This window comes from Labrys miyagiensis, assembly GCF_030160835.1.
In the GTDB taxonomy this organism is placed as follows: domain Bacteria; phylum Pseudomonadota; class Alphaproteobacteria; order Rhizobiales; family Labraceae; genus Labrys; species Labrys miyagiensis.
Genome location: NZ_BSPC01000077.1, coordinates 14,669 through 34,471, shown reverse-complemented (window position 1 = coordinate 34,471; position 19,803 = coordinate 14,669). Strand labels below are relative to the sequence as shown.

At 64.8% G+C, this 19,803-nt stretch carries 18 protein-coding genes; 13 read left to right on the top strand and 5 right to left on the bottom strand.

The window, feature by feature from the left end; translation table 11 throughout:
• The 4 genes from QQL24_RS33050 to QQL24_RS33035 all read left to right on the top strand — a co-directional run.
• Nucleotides 1-2,428, top strand: a 2,428-nt coding sequence (locus QQL24_RS33050; RefSeq protein ID WP_284316575.1) for a DUF4384 domain-containing protein, incomplete at its 5' end; no start/stop codon positions are given.
• A gap of 46 nt (nt 2,429-2,474) precedes the next feature.
• The gene (locus QQL24_RS33045; protein WP_284316574.1) at nt 2,475-4,517 is read left to right on the top strand and encodes a tetratricopeptide repeat protein; all 2,043 of its coding nucleotides are present in this window, start codon (nt 2,475-2,477) and stop codon (nt 4,515-4,517) included.
• Nucleotides 4,518-4,551: 34 nt separating this feature from the next.
• The gene (locus QQL24_RS33040; RefSeq protein ID WP_284316573.1) at nt 4,552-5,451 is read left to right on the top strand and encodes an OmpA family protein; all 900 of its coding nucleotides are present in this window, start codon (nt 4,552-4,554) and stop codon (nt 5,449-5,451) included.
• Between the two features lie 315 nt (nt 5,452-5,766).
• Nucleotides 5,767-6,714, top strand: a complete 948-nt coding sequence (locus QQL24_RS33035; RefSeq protein ID WP_284316572.1) for an ABC transporter substrate-binding protein — start codon at nt 5,767-5,769, stop codon at nt 6,712-6,714.
• A gap of 62 nt (nt 6,715-6,776) precedes the next feature.
• Here QQL24_RS33035 and QQL24_RS33030 read toward each other — a convergent pair whose 3' ends face one another.
• Nucleotides 6,777-6,992: a DUF1427 family protein gene (locus tag QQL24_RS33030; protein ID WP_284316571.1), complete on the bottom strand. Its 216-nt coding sequence runs from the start codon at nt 6,990-6,992 to the stop codon at nt 6,777-6,779.
• The gene (locus tag QQL24_RS33025) at nt 6,989-7,972 is read right to left on the bottom strand and encodes a quinone oxidoreductase family protein (RefSeq protein WP_284316570.1); all 984 of its coding nucleotides are present in this window, start codon (nt 7,970-7,972) and stop codon (nt 6,989-6,991) included. The genes QQL24_RS33030 and QQL24_RS33025 overlap by 4 nt, the downstream gene beginning before the upstream one ends.
• 107 nt (nt 7,973-8,079) lie before the next feature.
• On the opposite strand from QQL24_RS33025, the gene QQL24_RS33020 reads away from it, so the two are divergent.
• The 6 genes from QQL24_RS33020 (at nt 8,080) to QQL24_RS32995 (ending at nt 12,925) form a co-directional block, all read left to right on the top strand.
• Nucleotides 8,080-8,964 carry a LysR family transcriptional regulator gene (locus QQL24_RS33020; RefSeq protein ID WP_284316569.1) on the top strand — a complete coding sequence of 295 codons (885 nt, stop codon included), beginning with the start codon at nt 8,080-8,082 and terminating at the stop codon, nt 8,962-8,964.
• Nucleotides 8,965-9,076: 112 nt separating this feature from the next.
• Entirely contained in the window at nt 9,077-9,748 is a 672-nt protein-coding gene (locus QQL24_RS33015; protein ID WP_284316568.1) for an amino acid ABC transporter permease, read from the top strand.
• Entirely contained in the window at nt 9,748-10,419 is a 672-nt protein-coding gene (locus tag QQL24_RS33010; RefSeq protein WP_284316567.1) for an amino acid ABC transporter permease, read from the top strand. Before QQL24_RS33015 ends, QQL24_RS33010 begins: the two co-directional genes overlap by 1 nt.
• Nucleotide 10,420: 1 nt before the next feature.
• Nucleotides 10,421-11,155, top strand: a complete 735-nt coding sequence (locus QQL24_RS33005; protein ID WP_284316566.1) for an amino acid ABC transporter ATP-binding protein — start codon at nt 10,421-10,423, stop codon at nt 11,153-11,155.
• Nucleotides 11,156-11,160: 5 nt separating this feature from the next.
• Nucleotides 11,161-12,078, top strand: a complete 918-nt coding sequence (locus QQL24_RS33000; protein WP_284316565.1) for an isoaspartyl peptidase/L-asparaginase — start codon at nt 11,161-11,163, stop codon at nt 12,076-12,078.
• Between the two features lie 55 nt (nt 12,079-12,133).
• Nucleotides 12,134-12,925: a transporter substrate-binding domain-containing protein gene (locus tag QQL24_RS32995; RefSeq protein WP_284316564.1), complete on the top strand. Its 792-nt coding sequence runs from the start codon at nt 12,134-12,136 to the stop codon at nt 12,923-12,925.
• 62 nt (nt 12,926-12,987) lie between these two features.
• Here the strand turns inward: QQL24_RS32995 and QQL24_RS32990 are convergent, their stop codons facing one another.
• Nucleotides 12,988-13,959: a LacI family DNA-binding transcriptional regulator gene (locus QQL24_RS32990; RefSeq protein WP_284316563.1), complete on the bottom strand. Its 972-nt coding sequence runs from the start codon at nt 13,957-13,959 to the stop codon at nt 12,988-12,990.
• A 113-nt stretch (nt 13,960-14,072) separates the two neighbouring features.
• Between QQL24_RS32990 and QQL24_RS32985 the strand changes: the two genes are divergently transcribed.
• Together QQL24_RS32985 and QQL24_RS32980 are read left to right on the top strand one after the other, a co-directional pair.
• Nucleotides 14,073-15,002 (top strand): ROK family protein, encoded by a 930-nt coding sequence (locus QQL24_RS32985; RefSeq protein ID WP_284316562.1) that lies wholly within the window; start codon nt 14,073-14,075, stop codon nt 15,000-15,002.
• A gap of 80 nt (nt 15,003-15,082) precedes the next feature.
• Complete coding sequence (locus QQL24_RS32980; protein WP_284316561.1) at nt 15,083-15,805, top strand: copper homeostasis protein CutC; 723 nt, start codon at nt 15,083-15,085, stop codon at nt 15,803-15,805.
• A 52-nt stretch (nt 15,806-15,857) separates the two neighbouring features.
• Here QQL24_RS32980 and QQL24_RS32975 read toward each other — a convergent pair whose 3' ends face one another.
• Nucleotides 15,858-17,456 (bottom strand): inorganic phosphate transporter, encoded by a 1,599-nt coding sequence (locus QQL24_RS32975; protein WP_431310795.1) that lies wholly within the window; start codon nt 17,454-17,456, stop codon nt 15,858-15,860.
• A 430-nt stretch (nt 17,457-17,886) separates the two neighbouring features.
• Here QQL24_RS32975 and QQL24_RS32970 point away from each other — a divergent pair, with 430 nt between their 5' ends.
• A complete protein-coding gene (locus QQL24_RS32970) occupies nt 17,887-18,888 on the top strand; it encodes an ornithine cyclodeaminase family protein (protein ID WP_284316560.1) in 1,002 nt (333 codons plus the stop codon).
• Nucleotides 18,889-19,158: 270 nt separating this feature from the next.
• On the opposite strand, the gene QQL24_RS32965 is transcribed toward QQL24_RS32970, so the two are convergent.
• A complete protein-coding gene (locus QQL24_RS32965; RefSeq protein WP_284316559.1) occupies nt 19,159-19,578 on the bottom strand; it encodes a tetratricopeptide repeat protein in 420 nt (139 codons plus the stop codon).
• Nucleotides 19,579-19,803 lie beyond the last annotated feature (225 nt).

Here is a 19,803-nt window from a genome sequence, read left to right as displayed (position 1 = left end):
GGCTCCTGCGCCGGCTCCCGCTCCCGTCCCCGCTGCACCGGCGCCTGTGGCTGCGCCGGCTCCAACGCCAGCGCCGGCTCCAGCTCCCACGCCTGCGGCGGCTCCGGCCCCAGCTCCCGCCGCGCCAGCCCCCGAACCCGTAGCCGCTCCTGCACCGGCTCCCGCCGCGCCGGAACCGACCCCGGCCGCCGTCACGATTCCCGCCGATATCAAGATGCCGACCGATCCGATCGCCAAGGCCGCCTTCGACGTGATCGAGAAGCACTGCTCGCGCTGCCACCAGGCCGGCATGCTGACCGCGCGCGAAAAGCCCGCCAAAAATTTCGGCAACATCCTGCATCTCGACGAGATCGCGGCCGACCCGCATCTGATCCAGGCCGGCAATCCGGAAGGCTCGAAGATCTTCCAGCAGATCATCAATAAGGAAATGCCGTATGATGTGAACTACGAGTTCGATACCACCAAGCCTGAGGTCACCCAGGCCGATATCGAAACGTTGCGCACCTGGATCAAGTCGACGGGCGACCAGGAGGCTGCTGCCTGCTCGGGCCGCAAATTCGTGACCTCGGCCGACATCATCGCCGACATCACGGCCGACCTGCAGAAGCAGGACGACAGCCGCGTGCGTGGCATGCGCTACTTCACGCTGACCAATCTCTACAATTCCTGCGCCACCGACGAGGCGATGAATGTCTATCGCCAGGGCCTGGTGAAGCTGCTCAACGGCCTTGCCCGCCGCTCGGACGTGATCAAGCTCACCACCATCGATCCCGAACAGACGATCGTGGCCGTGAACCTGCAGGACATGGGCTGGGAAGAGAGCGACTGGAATACGGTGCTGGCCGCCTACCCCTATGGCAGCAAGCCGGATGTCAAGGCGTTCGACTTCATCACCCAGCAGACCGGCGCGATGCTGCCCTATGTGCGGGGCGACTGGTTCGCCTTCACGGCATCACAACCGCCGCTCTATGATACGTTGCTGCAGCTGCCGACCAATTTCCCGGGCCTGACCGACAAGCTCGGCATCGACATGGCCAGCGATATCAGCAAGTTCGTGGCCCAGCGCGCCGGCTTCCAGAAGTCGGGCGTGTCGCAGAACAACCGGCTGATCGAGCGCCATCCGATCACCACCGGCTATTTCTGGACGTCCTATGACTTCTCGGGCTCGAAGGGCATCCAGAGCCTCTTCCTGCACCCGCTCGGCCCGGGCGGCCCGAACGGCTTCCACCATGACGGCGGCGAGAGCATCTTCTCCCTGCCCAACGGCTTCCAGGGCTATTACCTGAACAAGTCCGACGGCACCCGCCTCGACAAGGGCCCGACCCAGATCGTGCGCGACCCCTCGCGCCGCGACCTGGCGGTGACCGACGGCATCTCCTGCATGGGCTGCCACGACCAGGGCATGCGCAAGGCCAAGGACGAGGTGCGCAAGGCCGTCATCGCCGATCATTCCTTCTCCAAGGATGATCGCGACACGGTTGCCGCCCTCTATCCGGATAACGCCAAGATGGACGGCATCATCGAAGACGACTTCCAGCGCTTCAATGCGGCGATGAAGCGAGCCGGCCTCGATCCAACGCTCAAGCTCGCCGGCGTGGAAATGACCAACGCCCTGTTCAAGCGCTATGAAGACGATCTCTCGCTGCGCCGCGCCGCCGCCGAATACGGCTACACGCCCGAGGAGTTCAAGGAGCACTTCATCGATGCCGGCCCGGAGGCGATCGCCCTGATGCGCCGCCTCGACCAGGGCATCGTGCCGCGCGACCAGTTCGAGAACCTGTTCTCGAAATTCGTGGAGGGTGCCACGGAGGACCGCTTGCTCGACACCTCGAACCTCGCCGGTGCCCAGGCCGTGGCCCCGCCGGTGTTCAAGCCTACCTCGGGCGGTTCCTTCGACCTGCAGCTCATCTCCGACAAGAGCGAGTACCGCCAGAACGACGCGGCGGTGCTGCGCATCACGGCGACCCGTGACTGCAACCTCTTCGTCGTCAATGTCGACAAGGCCGGTACGGGCACCATCATCTTCCCCAACAAGTTCCAGGCCGACAATGCCGTGGCAGCCGGCCAGGAGGTCGTGCTGGGCGGTCCGGGCAGCAAGTTCCGCTTCCGCCTGGCCGATATCGGGCAGGAGAAGGTGGTGGCGGTCTGCCGCATCGGCGGCTCGACCCGCGGCATTGCCGGCTTCCAGGTCGATCCGGTGAACAACAGCTTTGCTTCCATCCCCAATTTCGACCAGGGGCTGACCCGCCAGATCATCGTCGAGGCCAATGAGGACCGTCAGCAAGCCTCGGGCCTCGATGTCGACAGCAAGAAGCAGGCCCAGTTCGCCAAGATCGCCCAGGCCACCGGCCAGAAGGTCGCTCCCGGCGCTCCGGATGCCGCGAGGCAATCCGTGGCTTCCACGGCGATCGTCATCCCGGTGCGTTGAGGGGCGGGCGAAGGGGTGGCATAATTCGGGGAAAAGGAGAGGGCAGATGCGCGGACTTTGGCTTACGCTGATCTTCGTGTCTGCTTTCGCCGCGTCCCAGCCGGCCTGGGCGGATGACGCCTCCGTTTGCGCGGGCAGCAATGACGATCTTGCCATCCCGGCGTGCGGCCGCGTCATCGCCAAGAAGAGCACGAGCAAGGCGGGGCGGGTGAAGGCCTTCTACAACAGGGCGATCTCCTACGCCAACAAGGGCAAGTCCGACCTCGCCATCCAGGATTACAGCCAGGCCATCACCCTCGATCCGAGCTATACCTCTGCCTACAACAACCGCTGTTCCGCCTACAGCAAGACCGGGAAATATGACGAGGCGATCGCCGATTGCGACAGGGCGATCGAACTCAAGTCGGACTACGACCTTGCCTACTACAATCGCGGCAATGTCTATCGGAAGAAAAACATGCCCGACCGGGCGATCGCCGATATCACCAAGGCGATCTCGATCAAGGCTACGGATCCCGACTATTTCTTCTATCGGGCGATGGCCTACCAGAACAACGACCAGATCGATCTTGCCATCAAGGATTACGACAAGGCCATCGAGCTCAATCCCGACTACGGCAATGCCTATTACAATCGCGGCAATATCTACCGCAAGCACGACAATCCCGAGCAGGCCATCGCCGATTTCACCAAGGCGATCGCCATCGATTCGAGCGACGCCGACAACTTCTTTTTCCGGGGACTGACCTATCAGAACAACAACCAGCTCGACGAGGCGATCGCCGATTACGACAAGGCCCTCGAACTGACGCCCTCCGATTTTGACACCCTGTTCAATCGCGGCCTCGCCCACAAGAAGAAGGGTGATTTCGACCTGGCAATCGCCGACTACGACAAGGCGCTGACGGTCAAGGCCGATGCCGGCGCCTACAACAGCCGCGGCAATGCCTATTACAGCAAGGGTGATTTCGATCGGGCCATCGCCGATTACACCAGCGCGATCGGGCTCGATCCCAAGGATGCCGACGCCTATTACAATCGTGGCACGACCTTCACCGACCAGGGCGACTACAACAGCGCTGTCGCCGACCTGGACAAGGTCATCGCGCTGCAGCCGAACGGCGTTGCAGGCTTCACGGCGCGGGCGAACGCCTATCGCAAGAAGGGCGAGATCGAAAAGGCCATCGCCGATTATCGCAGCGCCCTGGCGCTCGCGCCCGATGATGCCGACGCGAAGAGCGGGCTGGCGGACGCAATCGGCGCACAGCCGCCGGCCAGCGCGGATGGCTCCAAGCCTTCGGCCGATAGCGGTGCGTCGAAGGAAGCTGCCACGGCCGCCGGAGCAGCGGGGCCGAAATCCTCGGAACCGAATGCGATTGCCCAGCCAATGCTCCGCCGCGTGGCGCTGGTGATCGGCAATTCCGGCTATCGCGCCGTGGCGCATCTGCCCAACCCGGCCAGCGATGCGCAACTGGTGGGCGACGCCCTGCGCCAGGCCGGCGTCGATGTCACCGTGGCATTGGATCTCGATCGTGCCGCCATGGTGAGCGCCCTGCGCGCCTTCTCGCGCAAAGCCGATAATTCGGACTGGGCCATGATCTACTACGCCGGCCATGGCATGGAACTGGACGGCACAAACTATCTCATTCCCATCGACGCCACGCTGGAGACGGATCGCGACGTGCCGGACGAGACGCTGTCGCTCGACCGCGTGCTTTCCGCCGTCAGTGGCGCTCGCCAGTTGAAGCTGGTCATCCTCGATGCCTGCCGCAACAATCCCTTCGCCCAGCAGATGAAGCTCACCGTGGCGAAGCGGGCGGTGACGCGCGGCCTGTCGCGCGTCGAGCCGATGGACGCCACGATGGTGGTCTATTCGGCCAAGGAAGGTACCACGGCCGAGGATGGCGACGGCGCCAACAGTGTGTTTGCCGCATCCATCTCGAAACGGATCGTCGAGCCGGGCGTCGAAATCAACAAGGTCTTCCGCCTGGTGACGCGGGATGTCCTCAGCGAAACCGGGAACCGGCAGCAGCCCTTTGTCTATGGCTCCCTGCCGCCCGACGATTTCATACTGGTTCCGGCGAAATGAAAGTTTCGGCCGGCACCGTGACGGAGTACCCCTGATGCGCCTTTTCTGTTCCCGCCTGCTGGTCGCCGCCGGCCTCATGGTGGCCGCCGCCCTGCCGGCCTTTGCCGATTGTGCCGGCCTCGATGCCCAGGTGAAGGCTGCCATCAGCGCCGGCAATATCACGGCGCTGCCGGGGCTGGCCGATACGATCGCCAAGGACACGAGCTGCGACAGCTCCTATGTCAACAAGGCCCGCCGCTCGATGGCGCTCGCCTATATGCTGGCGGGCGAACAGCCCGACGGCAGCTACAGCACCGAGTTCGTGCTCGGCGCCGCGGCGATCGCCAGGCCCTGGCAGGTCTCCATGGCGCTCGGCGACGTGAAATACGAGGCCAGGGACTATCCCGCCGCCGTGGAAGCCTATGAGTCCGCGATAAACGAGATCCGCGACGTCAAGCAGGTGCCCAAGCCGCCCTCGCGCGAGATCGAGGAATATCTCGCCAAGCGCGCCTATCAGGCCAAGTCGCTCGCGCCGAGCTATATCGCCTCGCGCGGCTTCCGCGGCGAGCCCGCGGGCGTGATGGTGCCGACCTTCCGCAACTTCACCGCCGTGGCCGTGCCGGTGCCGATCCGCTTCGACACCGACCAGGCCGAGCTGACGCCCGACGGCGACAAGGCGGTGGACGATCTCTACAACTTCCTGAAGACGCAGACGGTGGCCAGCCTCGTGCTGGTCGGCCACACCGACGAGCGCGGCAGCCATCAGCATAATCTGCAGCTCTCCTATGACCGGGCCCAGACCGTTGCCGACGCCCTGCGCCATCGCGGCCTGACGGTTGCCATCCGCATCGAGGGCCATGGCGAGAGCGAGCCCTTCGCCGCCGACGACCGCTCGAAATACAGCCAGGACGACCTCTACGCCTTCGACCGCCGGGTGGAATATGAGGTGAAGTGAGGGGGCGGCGGGAGAGCACCGGCGTACCAAGAAGAAGCGCGTGCTGTTGACCTTCAAGCCGGGTTCCGCGACCATCAAGCCCAGGCTCCTCCGCAGCGAGGAGGGGGTTGAATCCGGCCGCGCTCCGCTTTTCAAGAGAAAGCTGCTCGCCCCGAACAGGCGGATGTCGCCGGCTTCCAGCTTGCAATGCAGGCATGTTGATTTGTCAGATTAATGCGCCATTATGGGCGCCGCGCCGCTGGCAGGCGCGGACACCAACAGGCCAAGGCGGAGCAAAGCATCCGCTACACGGGACGAAAGCCACAGGAGAACTTCATGAAATTTTCGCGCGTCTTTGCCGGTACGGTGCTGGCAGGTCTTGCCCTTGCGTTGGCTACGGGTACCGCTTCCGCCCAAAGCTTGAAGAAGGTCGGCATATCCGTTGGTTCGCTCGGCAACCCCTTCTTCGTCGCCACCATCAAGGGCATCACCGACAAGGCCAAGGGCATCAATTCCAATGTCGAAGTGACCTCGGTCTCCTCCGACTATGACCTCAATAAGCAGTTCACCCAGATCGACAACTTCATCGCCGCCGGCGTGAACGTGCTCATGCTCAATGCCGTCGATCCCCAGGCGATCCTGCCCGCCGTGAAGAAGGCGCAGGCCGCCGGTATCATGGTCGCCGCCTTCGACGTGGCTGCGTCGGGCGCCGACGTCACCGTGATGACCGACAATGTCAAGGCCGGCACGCTCTCCTGCCAGTACATCGTCGACCACCTCAAGGGGCAGGGCAGCGTGCTGATCGTCAACGGCCCGCAGGTCTCCTCGGTGACCGACCGCGTCAAGGGCTGCGAAGCGGTCTTCGCCAAGAACCCCGGCATCAAGGTCCTGTCCGATGACCAGGATGCCAAGGGCTCGCGCGATGGCGGTCTCGCCGTCGGCCAGAGCCTGCTGACGCGCTTCCCGAAGGTGGACGGCATCTTCGCCATCAACGACCCGACGGCTATCGGCGTCTCGCTCGCCGCCAAGCAGCTCAACCGCAGCGAATTCATCATCACTTCGGTGGATGGCGCACCGGATATCGAGGCTGAATTGAAATCGGGCACCTCCCTGATCAAGGCTTCCGCCTCGCAGGATCCCTATGCCATGGCCGGCCATTCGCTCGAACTCGGCGCCGCTGCGCTCGACGGCAAGAAGCCGGAGAACAATGTCATCCTGCTCGACCCCGTGTTGATCACCAACGAGAACGTTGCCAGCTACAAGGGCTGGGAAGCGGCGCGCTGAGCGCACACGGTGGGTGAGACGAAAACGGCCGCTTCTGCGGCCGTTGCTTTTGCGGGCGTGCTTCAGCCCTTCGAACGCTGGCCGCTTTCTTGCTGCGATTGCTGTGTCGCCGTCGGGAAGAAATGCATCTTCGCCATCACCACGGCCTGCTCGCCGACGACCATGCCGAGCAGGCCGACCAGCCCGATGATCGGCGGGGCGGGCGAGCGGATGCCGGTCAGGCCATAGGCGATGCCGACGGCAAGGCCCATGGCGAGGGAAACCAGGAAGCCGGTCATGCCGCATCTCCCGCATTCGGGGTGATGACGACGCGGCCGGCGATGCCGTCGGCGACCTTGCGATAGCCCTCCCGTGCTTGCCTGAGGCTCACCGTCTCGGCGATCGGCGCGGGCCGGTAGACGCCGGCCTCGAAGCCCGGTGCCAGCGCTTCCAGGATGCGGGCCGAGGCGGTGAGGTCGCGCTTCAGCGAGTCGACTCCGAGGAGCCGGCTTTCATTGTGATAGAAATCGGCGAGATTGAAGGTGACCTCGCGCTGGCCGGTGGCGCTGATCTCGATGAGGCGCCCGCGCAAGGCCAGGCAGCCGAGGGCGGTGCGGAACGTCACGCCGCCCACTGTGTCGAACACCGCGTCCGCTCCATTGCCGCCGGTAGTGGCTCGCACCGCCGCCGGCAGGTCCTCGGCCCCGATGACCTGGTGCGCGGCGAGCCGGTGGATCGGTGCGTCCGGGCGCGGCGCGTGGCGATCGGCCCCGATGATGCGGGCGCCGAGGTGATGGGCGATCTGGGCCGCGGCGCCACCGACACCGCCACCCGCACCGATGATCAGCAGCGTCTCGCCCGCTTTCACCTGTGCGGCCTCGACGATACCGCTCCAGGCGGTGATGAAATTGACGCCGACCGAGGCCGCCTCGGCGAAGCCGAGCCTTTCCGGCTTGCGGCGCAGGCTCGCAACCGGCACCTCGATATGGCTGGCATGGGTGCCGTCGCGCGTGAAGCCGGCATCGCCGCCCGAGCCCCAGACCTCGGCACCGACCCATTCGGCCGGGCCCTGCTCGACCACGCCGGCATAGTCGCGGCCGGGAATGCGGGGCAGGGTGGTCTGCTTCATGGCGCCGGCGACATTCTTGACATCGCTCGGATTGATGGAAGCGGCTTCGACGCGCACCAGAGCCATGCCCGGGCCAAGCGCCGGCTCTGCACGCGTCACCAGCTCCAGGGTCTCCGGGGCACCGAATTGCCGGATCTGCAGGGCGTTCATGGATCACTTTCCTCAATGATTGCGCAATTTAGAAGTAGCCCCTCGCGACAATGGCGGAAATACCCAGAAGTGGATATTATGTTTCCGAATATCGGAAGCATGGCAGTATGAGCCGTTTCGACGACCTTGAACTCTTCGGCGCCATCGTCGATGCGGGCGGCATCTCCGCGGCTGCGCTGGCGCTCGGCTCCTCGCCACCCGCCGTCAGCCGGCGTCTGGCGGCGCTGGAGACGCGTCTTGGCGTGCGCCTCGCCGAACGCAGCGCCCGGCGCTTCCGCCTTACCGACGAAGGCACGCTCTATTATGCGCGCGGGCAGGGCCTGCTGGCCGACTTGCGCGATGCCGAGGCCGAGGTGACCACGCGCGGCGACATTGCGCGTGGCCTCCTCAAGGTCGGCGCGCCGATGGAACTCGGCCGCCGCCGCATCGCGCCGCTGCTGGCCGACTTCGCCGCTCTTCATCCCGGTCTCGAAGTCCACCTGCTGCTCTCGGATGCCGGCATCGAAGTGGGCGAGGAGGGGCTCGACGTGGCCTTGCGCTTCGGCCGCCCTGCCGATCCCTCGCTGATCGCCCGCCGCATCGCCACCGTGCGCCGCGTCGTCTGCGCCTCGCCGGCCTATCTTGCCGCTCGCGGCACGCCCGAGAGGCCCGATGACCTCACTCGCCATGATTGCCTGCGTCTTGCCCGCCGTCACCGCCTGCTGGACGAATGGCGCTTTCGCGTCGAGGGCGAGGAGCGCATGATCAAGGTCTCGGGCACGCTCTCCTCCACCAGCGGCGACGTGCTGCATGGCTGGGTGCTGGCCGGCAAGGGACTGTCGCTGGAGGCGCTGTGGGATGTCGAGGAGGACTTGGCCGCCGGCCGCCTGGTGGAATGCCTTGCGCCCTTCTGGTGCGACACCATCGATCTCTTCGCCACCTTCCTGCCCGGCAAGCCCTTGCCGCCACGCATCCGCCTGTTCATCGATTTCATCGCGGCGGCATTTGCATGATAGTGGAGGACGGCGCATCGATCCCTGGTTGCGTCCGCCGCCCGCCATCATCCCGTCCTTGACATAATCTCGTCATCATCACACACTGAAACCGGTTTCATCAGGGCAGCCTATGCGCTTCGACCTGTCCATCCTCGTCCCGCATCTCGGCTTCCTGGCCAAGGGAGCCGTGCTGACGGTCGAGGCGTGCGCATTGGCGCTGCTCGGCAGCCTGATCACGGGGGCGCTGGTGGCGATCGCCCGGACCTCCGCCCTCGCTTGGTTGCGCAGGGCCGCTGCTATCTATGTCGACCTCTTTCGCAATATCCCTTTCATCGTCCAGCTTTTCTTCTTCTATTACGGCCTGCCGGAACTCGGGCTTTATCTCAACGCCTTCATCACCGGCGTGATCTCGCTCTCCATCGCCGGCGGCGCCTTCGCCTCCGACGTCATCCGCTCCGGCATCCTGGCCATCGAGCCGGGGATCATCGAGGCGGCCGAGGTGAGCGGGCTGGCGAGGCCCACCATCCTGCGGCGCATCGTGCTGCCGATTGCCCTGCGCACCTCGATCCGCCCGCTCGGTTCGGTCCTTATCAATCTGGTGCTCACCTCCTCGATCCTTTCCACCATCACCCTCAACGAGTTGACGGGCTCGGCCAAGATCGTCGCGGCCGATACGTTCCGGCCCTTCGAGGTCTATGCCGCCCTCCTCATCGCCTATGCCAGCCTGACCTATCTGATCTCGCTCGCCATCGGCCGCCTGCATCTCCGGCTGAACAGGGACATGGCGGAGGCGCGGCTCTGATGCGCTACACCGACTTCACGCCCTATGACCTCGTCCTGCTGGCGCAGGGGCTCGGCGTCTCGCTCGGTCTCTTCGCCAGCACGACGCTGCTCGGCTTGCTGCTGGGAACGGCGCTGGCCGTGATCCGTTTCTACCGATTTCCGGTGCTGACTGAGATCGTCACCTTCATCACCGAGCTCCTCAAGAACTCGCCCGTGCTGGTGCAGCTCTTCCTGGTCTTCTTCGGCGTGCCAGCCTTCTTCCGGCTGAACCTGACGCCGGTCGAAGCGGCGATGATCACGCTCACCGGCAACACCGCCGCCTTCATCTATGTCATCGCCGTCTCGGCCATGGAGGCGGTGGGGCGCGACCAGGTGGAAGCCGCCCGCGTCTTCGGGCTGACGCGCTGGCAGGTGCTGCGCCACATCATCGCTCCGCAGGCCGCCGCCTTCGCCATCGGTCCGCTGACCGGCCTGATGGTCAATCAGTTGCAGGTCACCTCGCTCATCTCGGTGATCGGCGTTGTCGATCTCACCAAGGTCGGCAACATCCTGAACCTGCGCACGCTGAAGCCCTTCATCGTGTGGACGGTGGTCGGCCTGCTCTATTATCTCGTCGCCAAGCTGATCGCCTGGGCCGGCGCCCGCTACGAGGCAAGGTTGCGTGCCCACACCGCCTGGAGGGGCATCTGACATGCTGACGGTCGAGAATGTCAGGAAGGTCTTCGGTTCCCTCACAGTGCTGGACGGGGTGAATCTGACAGTGAAACCGGGCGAGGTGGTCTCGATCCTCGGCTCCTCCGGCTCGGGCAAGTCGACCCTGATCCGTTGCATCAACGGCCTGGAACGGCTCGACGGCGGCCGTATCGGCATCGACGAGTTCGACATTTCGAGATCGCGCGATCTCGCCGAGGCCCGCAAGCGCACGGGCACCGTCTTCCAGCTCTTCAACCTCTACCCGCATATGACGGCGCTGCAAAACATCACTCTGGCGCCGATCGAAGTGCTGAAGCGCTCGAAGGAGCAGGCGGAAGCCGAGGCGCGGGCGCTGCTCGACTCCGTCGGCCTCGCCAACTGGGCCGGCTCCTACCCGGCGCAGCTCTCGGGCGGACAGCGCCAGCGCGTCGGCATCTGCCGGGCGCTCGCCATGCAGCCGCGCTATCTCCTGCTCGACGAGGTGACCAGCGCGCTCGATCCGGAGATGACGGCCGAGGTGCTCACCATCCTCGCCAAGCTGGCGCGGGAGGGCACCACCATGGTCTTCGTGACGCATGAGGTGGAGTTCGCCCGCCGGATCTCCGACCGCATCGTCTTCCTGGAGCAGGGCAAGCTGCTGGTTGACTTGCCGACCCAAGCCTTCTTTGGCCCGGAGACCGGGCGCGACCATCCGCGCATCGCGCAATTCCTCTCCAAGATGCGGAAAGACTGATCCTCATGCTGCTCGTCGCCAATGCCGAGGCCTGGCCTGGTTTTCCCCTCTCGATCGAGATGCTGCGGGCCGGCGCCGACAGTCTCAGCGCCATGGTCGCCGGCATCGGCCGGGTCGAGGCGGAGCCGAAGGTGCGCAGCGTCGGCTATGGCGGCTGGCCCAACATGCTCGGCATGATGGAGTGTGATGGAGCGGTGATGGATGGCACCACGCGGGAAGTCGGCACCGTCGGCGCCGTGCGCGATACGCTCCATGTCGCTGCACTCGCGCACGAGGTGATGAAACGGCTGCCGCATGTCATGCTGACGGGGGACGGTGCCCGGCGATTTGCGGATGAAATCGGTTTCCCCTCACAGGATATGCTGCTGGAGGACAGTAAAAGGGTCTGGTTCGAGCGTCTCCAGAAGGAGCTCGCTCCGGAAGAGCTGAGGAAGTTTCCCGATATTCCGCTCGCGCCTTTGTCGCGCGCGATCACCGATCCCGAACGGGTGCGCGACACTACCGTCTTCCTGAGCGCCGATGCGGCGAGAGGCGTCCACGCCGCCACTTCCACCTCCGGCTGGGCCTGGAAATACCCGGGACGTCTCGGCGACGCCCCCATTCCGGGCGCCGGCTTCTATGCCGACAGCCGCTATGGCGGGGCAGCCTGCACCCACACCGGCGAGATGACCATGCGCTGCGCCACCGCGCGCACCATCGTGCTCGGCCTGAAATTCGGCCTGCTGCTCGAAGAGGCGGTCGATCTCGCCTTGGAGGAGCTCGCCGAACTGAAAGGCGGCTTTCTCGGCGGCGTGGTTGTGCATGCCGTCGATGCCCGAGGCAACCATGACGTGGTGAATTTCCGCTGTCCGGGCGAGATCAAATACTGGTTCTGGGACGACACCATGCCGGAACCCGAGCTTCGGCAGGCTCGCGTGGCCTGACCGATCATGCAGAGACGTGCCAAGAGACGTATAACGACAACAAAGGGAACTAGCCATGAGACCCATCCTGACCTTCCTGGCTGCCGCGGCGCTCAGCGTCGCCCTGGCCGTTCCGGCGTTCGCCGGCATGCTCGACGATATCCGTTCGCGCGGCACGGTGCGCATCGGCGTCTCGCTCGGCGGCGAGCCGATCGGCTTCCGCGACGCCCAGAACAACCCGGTCGGCTATGACGTCGACGTTGCCACCATGCTCGCCGCCAAGCTCGGCGTGCCGGTCGAATTCACCGACGTCTCGGGCGATGCCCGCATCTCCATGCTGGTCTCCGGCCAGCTCGATATCGTGGTGGCCAACACCTCGGCCACGCTGGAGCGCGCCAAGACCGTCGATTTCTCCATTCCCTACAATCGCGCCGGCCTGCGCATCATCGTCCAGGCCGATTCCGGCATCAAGGACCTGAAGGACCTCACCGGCAAGTCGATCGTGGTCGGCCGCGGCACCACCGGCGAGACCTTCATCAAGAAGGCGGTGCCCGACGCCAATCTCGTCTATGTCGACCAGTTCGCGCCCGATGGCGTGCTGCAGCTCCAGCAGAAGCGTGTCGATGCGGCGATCGAGGATTCCTCGCTGCTGGACTATCTCGCCACCAAGAACCCGTCTTTGGTGACGCTGCCGGGCCTTTATTCCAACGATCCGATCGGCATCGCCGTCGCCAAGGGCGATCCGGAATTCGTGCGCTGGCTCGACATGTTCGTCTCGGACTACATCCAGTCCGGCGCCTATGAGGCCAATTACAAGAAATGGTGGGGCGACAAGGCCAACCCGCCCAAGCTCACCCCGATCTGGTGAGGGCGGGGCGAGGCGTTCCACGTTGGGTGAAGGGGGAGGCTCGCGTTGCGCCTCTCGTCCCCTTACCCCGTCAGCCTCGGTACATAGCGTGAGGGAATCAGCACGGGCGTGATGTCCTCGCCCACCGGAGGCTCGGCCAGGATTCCGAGGATCCGGCGAACATAGGCCTTCTTGTCATAGCCGATCGAGGAGATCGGATAGGCGTCGAAGTCGAGCAAAGACAGGTTGTCGAAGCCGTAGAGCCGGAAGCGCGAGGGACGGTTGCCGGGGAAATCGCCGCGGCAGGCGTCGAGGATGCCCATCGCCATGGCGTCAGAGGTGCAGAAGATCGCCTGAGGGCAGTCCGTGCCGGTGAGGTCAGCCGCCACGGCGTGGCCGCTGTGATAGGAGTAGTCGCCCTGGGCTGTCCCGACGAGGCCGATGCCATGCTTCTCGAAGGCCTCGCGGTAGGAGGCGATGCGGGCCTGCTCCACCTGCGAACTCGCCCGCCCGGTGACGAGGCTCGCTTGTTTCACGCCCTTCGCCGCGGCATCGGCGACTGCTTCGCCGATGCCGGTGGCCTCGTCCGGGATGACGGCGGGCGAAAGCCGGTCGTGGCGCCCGTTCAGCATGACAACGAGGTCAGAGCGGAACATCCGGCGCACCGTGGCGGCGTCGGCGAAATCGGAGAAGACCAGCGCCGCGTCGACGTGATAGGCGATGCCCCGGCGCAGGAATTCGCCGACCTTCTCCTCCGAGCCGACGCGGATCAGCACAGTCTGTTTGCCGGCGGCCTGGATTTCGGTGAGGAGCAGGTCGAACAGATCGAGATCGGAGAGGTCATGAATGTGATTGACCACCACCGCGATGAGGTTGACCGTTTTGGTGGTCAGGCTTTGCGCCAGCAGGTTCACCCGATAGCCGAGCTCCTCGGCGGCGGCGAGCACGCGTTCGCGCTTGTCCTGGGAGACCGGCCGTTTGTCGGCGGAGAGCGCTCGCGAGGCGACGGCGCGCGACACGCCGGCAAGTTTGGCCACATCGGCAATCGTTGGCATGGCGCCGTCTTCTCCCTGACCCCTCATGCCGCCGCGCGCACCCTCCTGCGCCGGCTAAGAGGCATATTTATCGTTATCGCGCCTAGCCCCCGTTTGGAAAGCATGCATACCTGATGATCCTCTGTTTCGACATCGGCGGAAGCGCGATCAAGAGCGCCGTCGCCCATTCCAACGCCGATATTCGCCCCCTGACGCGGACGCCGACACCGCTCGATGATTTCGAGGCCTTTGCCGTAGCCCTCGCGGCCCACAGAGCGGCAGCCCCCGTCGAGGCGCGCAGCGCCCTGGCGCTTTCGATTACCGGCGTCGCCGATCCGGAAAGCGGCATCATCACCTGCGCCAATATTCCCTGCATCGACGGCCGGCCGCTGGCCGCCGATCTCGAAGCCCGGCTCGGCTGTTCCGTCACCATCGCCAATGACGCCGATTGCTTCGCGCTCTCCGAGGCGGTGGCGGGTTCGGGCAGGGGGCACCGCATCGTCTTCGGCGCCATATTGGGCACCGGGGTCGGCGGCGGCCTCGTCATCGACGGCCGGATCGTTGCCGGGGCCGGCGGCTATGCCGGGGAATGGGGGCACGGACCGATCGCGGCGACGCTGGTGGGCGACCCGCCTGTCGAGATCCCCCGCTTTGCCTGCGGCTGCGGCCTCGCCGGCTGTCTCGATACAGTCGGCGGGGCGCGGGGCATGGAAAGGCTGCACCGGCATCTCCACGGCGCCGAGCGCTCCAGCGCCGATATCGTCGAGGCCTGGCTGCAGGGCAGCACCGCCGCGGCACGCACCATCGAATGCTATGTCGAGCTCGTCTCGGCGCCTCTGGCGCTGGTGGTCAACATCGTCGGCGCCTCCATCGTTCCGGTTGGCGGCGGGCTTGGCCGGGTTCCGCGTCTCGTCGGCCGGATCGATGCGGCGGTGCGCCGGCAGATTTTGAGGAAGACAAACGCGCCTTTGGTGGTGCCATCCCAGTCGACGGTCGAATCCGGCCTGATCGGGGCGGCCATTCTGGGCCTGAGCGAAGAGAGGCGCGTTTCATCTTCAGATTGAAGCGCCAGGGATCGCAAAATGCTGATACCAATGCGTTATTCTGGACCATGGTTCCCACCCGAAAACATTTTGCGCTTGAGATGACCATACCCTTGCTCGAAGTCTGCGTTGACGATGCCGACAGCCTGCTGGCTGCTTTCGAGGGCGGCGCCGACCGTATCGAGCTCTGCTCGGCGCTGGAGGTCGGCGGCCTGACGCCGACGCCGGGCCTGATGCGCCTCGCTGCCACGCTGCCGATCCCTGTCTATGCCATGGTGCGCCCGCGCCCGGGCGATTTCGTCTTCGGGGAGGGCGATGTCGGCACCATGCTGGCCGATATCGATGCCATCCGGGCTGCGGGGCTGGCGGGAGTGGTACTCGGCGCCTCCCGGCCGGATGGGGCGCTCGATGTCGCCGTGCTCGAACGCCTTGCCGAACGCGCGGACGGGCTGGGCATGACGCTGCACCGCGCCTTCGACCTGGTGCCCGATATTGCCGAAGCCATGGAGGTGGCCGTGGCTCTCGGTTTCGAGCGCATCCTGACATCGGGCGGCGCGCTCATCGCCCTGGCTGGGCTGGCAAGGCTCAAACAGACCTTCGATGCGGCGCAGGGACGGATCGGCGTCATGCCGGGCTCCGGCTTGGCGCCTGCGAATGTCGCCGCGGTGCTCGAGGCCGTGCCGGCGTTCGAGGTTCACAGTTCGTGCTCTGTCGCCAGGCCCAGCGCGGGCGGCGATGCCGTCCGGCTCGGCTTTGCCGGAGAGAGCAGGCGTGTCACGACCCGGGATGCGGTCGTCGCCTTCCGCAGGTCCATGACGCCATGAAAAAAGGGCGGCCCAGCCCGGGTCGCCCTTCTCCTCAAGGTCCGGTCTTCGCTCAGACGAACTGGCGCATCAGCACGAAGAGCATGAAGGAGAGCGCCATCGAGACGGGGAGCGTGAGCACCCAGGCCATGATCAGGTTGCGCACCGTCGACATCTGCAACCCCGTGCCGTTGGCCGCCATGGTGCCGGCAACGCCCGAGGAGAGCACATGGGTGGTCGACACCGGCAAGCCCATATAGTCGGCTGCGCCGATGGTGGCGGCGGCGACGATCTCGGCCGCGGCACCTTGGCCATAGGTCAGATGCGTCTTGCCGATCTTTTCGCCGACGGTGATCACGATGCGCTTCCAGCCCACCATGGTGCCGAGGCCGAGCGCGAGGGCAATGGCGACCTTCACCCAGGTCGGAATGAACTTGGTCGTGTGGTCGGCGGCGGCGTGGTAGGCCTTGATCGTCGTCAGGTCGGCATCCGACACCGGCAGCAGTTTCTTGCTGTCGATCAGCTTGAGGGCCTCACTGATCAGATACATGTCATTGCGGGTGTTGGTGACGAGGTTCGAGGGCACGGCCGAAGCCGAACCATAGGGCGAGATCTCGGCATTGGTCTGGTCGATGAAGGTCTTCAAGGCCGGCGTGGTCTCGTCCGTCCAGTTGCGGGTACGCACGGCCTGGGCAACCTTCTCCTTGGCATCGGCCGGAGCGACGGTGACGCCCGGCTTGATGTAGTTGCCGAGGGCGGTGCCGGCGGCAGTGGAGGCCGCCTTGTAGGTGTCGAGGTAGTTGATGTCGGGCGTGCGGTTGAGGGCGAAGGCGGTTGGCACCACGCCGATCAGGATCAGCATGATCAGGCCCATGCCCTTCTGCCCGTCATTCGAGCCGTGGAAGAAGCTGACCAGCGTGCAGGTGAGGATCAGCAGGCCGCGGATCCACAGTGGCGGCGGCGCAGTGGTCTTCGGCGCCTCGTAGAGCGCCTTGTTGCGGACGACCAGCTTCATTACGAGCAGCAGGCCGCCGGCCAGGAAGAAGCCGAACAGCGGCGAGACCAGCAGCGACAGGCCGATGCTCTTGGCCTGGTTCCAGTCGACGCCGCTGGTGGCGGAACCGGCGGGCGCGAGGAACTGGTTGGCGAGGCCGACGCCGATGATCGAGCCGACCATGGTGTGCGAGCTCGAAGCCGGCAGGCCGAAATACCAGGTGCCGAGGTTCCACAGGATCGCGGCGATCAGCAGCGAGAACACCATCGCCATGCCGGCCCCCGAGCCGACCTGCATGATGAGTTCCACCGGCAGCAGCGAGATGATGCCGAAGGCGACCGCGCCGCTCGCGGTGAGAACGCCGAGGAAGTTGAAGAAACCCGACCAGATCACCGCCACCTCGGCCGGCAGCGAATGGGTGTAGATCACCGTCGCCACGGCATTGGCCGTATCATGGAAGCCGTTGACGAACTCGAAGCCCAGGGCGATCAGCAATGCGATGCCAAGCAGGATCCACGGAACCGCCACGGCGCCGGTGAGATCGGCGGCAAGCGCGTAGCAGATATAGCCGAGCCCGCCGAGCAGGATCAGGACCACGACAATATTTGGCCAATTGCCGAGCGCGCTCGGCTTCTCCAGGGGGTGTCCCATCCCCTTGCCGGAAGTCATATCTGTCATTTGAAAATCCCCCGCGGTCACTAAACCAAGCGAGGCTTAGGCGTCGTTCATGAAGGTGGGATGACAGTTGTGGAGACGGAGAAGCACATCCCAAAACGATCGCCGCGAAACCTTCATTGTTCTGTCTTCGACGCTATCGTTTGCTTTGCGACGGCGAGCCGCTTGCCGTCTAGTGGATTCCATCTGACATAAGAGGCCGATTAGGGATTCCCTTTGTGGGGTGCGCATGCGAGTCAGGCATATGCGCGCGGGGATTTCCTTCACCGTTTCGCCGACCGATCGCCAGCGCAATGGTCTTGGTACGATCCTCCGGGCTGATTTGAACAAATCTGCCCAACGAAACCCAATCACGGGAGCGCGCGCCAATGGACCAGGGATGCTGTCAGGTATAGCCTCAACTATTTCCCGGATGAAAAGTGGAGCAGGCAGCATGGAGCCGATCGTGGACCGCAACCTGCGAGCGAGCGACCAGCCCGGGTCAGCCACAAGCGTGCCGTACCTATCCCGGTCCATTCTTGAACGCTTGGGGATAACGACGCACGAGGCCGTCGATAGTATCGAGCAACTGATCCTCGGCCAGCGGAGAGGCAAAGTCTGGTGCGCGCCGAAAGTTGTCGTGCTTCCGGGTGATGAGCGTTACATCATGGCGACCCTTGCGGTCGCAGACGAGCCGGGGGTCGTGGCCACGAAGTCATTGGTCCTGAACCCGCGCAACCGTGAGCGCGGCATCGCTGTGATCAATTCACTGGTCACATTGCACGACAGTGAAACGGGCCTGCCGCTGGCCGTTATCGATGGCAATTGGGTGACGGCGCGGCGCACCGCCGGCCTGAGCGCGGTTGCGGCAAAGTGCTTGGCGCGGCCGGACTCAGTCAGCATCGGCTTCATTGGCTGCGGTGTCGAGGCGCGCAGCCATTTGGACGCCTTCTGCGACCTCTTTCCCGCGCGTCAGATTTACGCCTTTGGACGCGGCAGCGAAAATCGGGATGCGCTGTGCCGGGCTGCCGAGGCGCGTGGCCTGGTCGCCATCGCCAGCAAGACCCCTAGGGAAGCGATCGACGACGCAGACCTCATCGTGACCTCGGTGACTCTCCTGCCGAATCTCGACCCGTTTCTGGATGCGCGGTGGTTGAAGCCTGGCGCTTTCGTCACCAGCATTGACCTTGCCCTGCCCTGGCTACCCGAAGGCATGGGGGCTTTTCAGCGCATCGTTATTGACGACCTGGAGCAGGAAGCCAAGATGAGCAAGCCCATGGTCGCACCCGCGTTGGTCGCCGGTGACCTGTCGGGCTTGGTGTGCGGCGAGATTGCAGGCCGCGAGGGTGCCCAGGAGCTAACGGCCTTCGTGTTCCGAGGTCTCGCCGTCGGAGACCTGGCGCTGGCTGCGCTGGCATATCATCGTGCCAAGACGACCGGCGCAATTTCAGCATAGGCTTGAGCTCGGATCAGCAGCGCGTCAGCAATTTCGCCCTGCGGGTTCCAACAGCAGCGGCGTCGCGTCCAATGCGTTTTCAGAGCAGAAAGGTCAGCTGTTGGCGCTGCTTGCCCATTTCGACGGCGGGACTGATCGACGCAGCACCTCCCGCTTGCGGTAGGTCGCACAGGGTACCAAGCGACAGGTTTTCACCACTAGGGCGTCGGCATCATCGGACACCTCAATGCCGGAGCGGTCGAAGTCGGCGATGGCGAGATCGAATTGCCTCTATGCCGCTTGTCCGATACCGGTTGTCTCGATGCTCTCCGTTTTCGGCGCGGCCGCGGCTGGTGTCCCAGGACCTGCCGTCTCGGCTCGCTCGCGCTGCTGCCAGAGAGACTTGATGGCGTGGTCGAAATCGGCCGCGGCCTTGTCGAAGTCGCCCTTCAGGCGGTGCACGGCGCTGCGCTTGAACAGCGCGTCGATATGGGCCGGGTCGAGCTCGAGAGCCCTGTCAAAATCCGTGATGGCCTCATCGAGGGCCTTGCGATGCTGATGAGTGAGGGCGCGGCCATAGAAGGCCTCGGCCGCATCGGGCGCGTGCGCGATGGCCTGGTTGAAATCGGCCAGCGCGAGATCGTGCCGGCCGTCGTGGAGATGGCGAGTGCCGCTGACGATCAGGGCGGCCCAATCCTGGCTGTCGGACATGCGGTTGCGACCCTTTCCGCGAAGTCTTTGGAGCAAGGCTATAAGGTCGCCATCAAAGCAGCAACATGAACCAAAGTCTATGACGCTACGTCATAGGATCTCGATTTTGTGATATCGATCATTCGCAGGTGCGACCCGGGTTCGCGGGGTTCCTCGCAGGGCGCTCGCGGCACATCGACTCGGCTGATGGAACAAGCGCGCCGATCTGTGCCAATGCCACCGCAC

Excerpts from the sequence above, each read along its gene's own strand:
- QQL24_RS33045 (WP_284316574.1), top strand. The coding sequence starts at position 2,475 with ATGCGCGGACTTTGGCTTACGCTGATCTTCGTGTCTGCTTTCGCCGCG.
- QQL24_RS33040 (WP_284316573.1), top strand. The coding sequence starts at position 4,552 with ATGCGCCTTTTCTGTTCCCGCCTGCTGGTCGCCGCCGGCCTCATGGTG.
- QQL24_RS33035 (WP_284316572.1), top strand. The coding sequence starts at position 5,767 with ATGAAATTTTCGCGCGTCTTTGCCGGTACGGTGCTGGCAGGTCTTGCC.
- QQL24_RS33030 (WP_284316571.1), bottom strand. The coding sequence starts at position 6,992 with ATGACCGGCTTCCTGGTTTCCCTCGCCATGGGCCTTGCCGTCGGCATC.
- QQL24_RS33025 (WP_284316570.1), bottom strand. The coding sequence starts at position 7,972 with ATGAACGCCCTGCAGATCCGGCAATTCGGTGCCCCGGAGACCCTGGAG.
- QQL24_RS33020 (WP_284316569.1), top strand. The coding sequence starts at position 8,080 with ATGAGCCGTTTCGACGACCTTGAACTCTTCGGCGCCATCGTCGATGCG.
- QQL24_RS33015 (WP_284316568.1), top strand. The coding sequence starts at position 9,077 with ATGCGCTTCGACCTGTCCATCCTCGTCCCGCATCTCGGCTTCCTGGCC.
- QQL24_RS33010 (WP_284316567.1), top strand. The coding sequence starts at position 9,748 with ATGCGCTACACCGACTTCACGCCCTATGACCTCGTCCTGCTGGCGCAG.
- QQL24_RS33005 (WP_284316566.1), top strand. The coding sequence starts at position 10,421 with ATGCTGACGGTCGAGAATGTCAGGAAGGTCTTCGGTTCCCTCACAGTG.
- QQL24_RS33000 (WP_284316565.1), top strand. The coding sequence starts at position 11,161 with ATGCTGCTCGTCGCCAATGCCGAGGCCTGGCCTGGTTTTCCCCTCTCG.
- QQL24_RS32995 (WP_284316564.1), top strand. The coding sequence starts at position 12,134 with ATGAGACCCATCCTGACCTTCCTGGCTGCCGCGGCGCTCAGCGTCGCC.
- QQL24_RS32990 (WP_284316563.1), bottom strand. The coding sequence starts at position 13,959 with ATGCCAACGATTGCCGATGTGGCCAAACTTGCCGGCGTGTCGCGCGCC.
- QQL24_RS32985 (WP_284316562.1), top strand. The coding sequence starts at position 14,073 with ATGATCCTCTGTTTCGACATCGGCGGAAGCGCGATCAAGAGCGCCGTC.
- QQL24_RS32980 (WP_284316561.1), top strand. The coding sequence starts at position 15,083 with ATGACCATACCCTTGCTCGAAGTCTGCGTTGACGATGCCGACAGCCTG.
- QQL24_RS32975 (WP_431310795.1), bottom strand. The coding sequence starts at position 17,456 with ATGACAGATATGACTTCCGGCAAGGGGATGGGACACCCCCTGGAGAAG.
- QQL24_RS32970 (WP_284316560.1), top strand. The coding sequence starts at position 17,887 with ATGGAGCCGATCGTGGACCGCAACCTGCGAGCGAGCGACCAGCCCGGG.
- QQL24_RS32965 (WP_284316559.1), bottom strand. The coding sequence starts at position 19,578 with ATGTCCGACAGCCAGGATTGGGCCGCCCTGATCGTCAGCGGCACTCGC.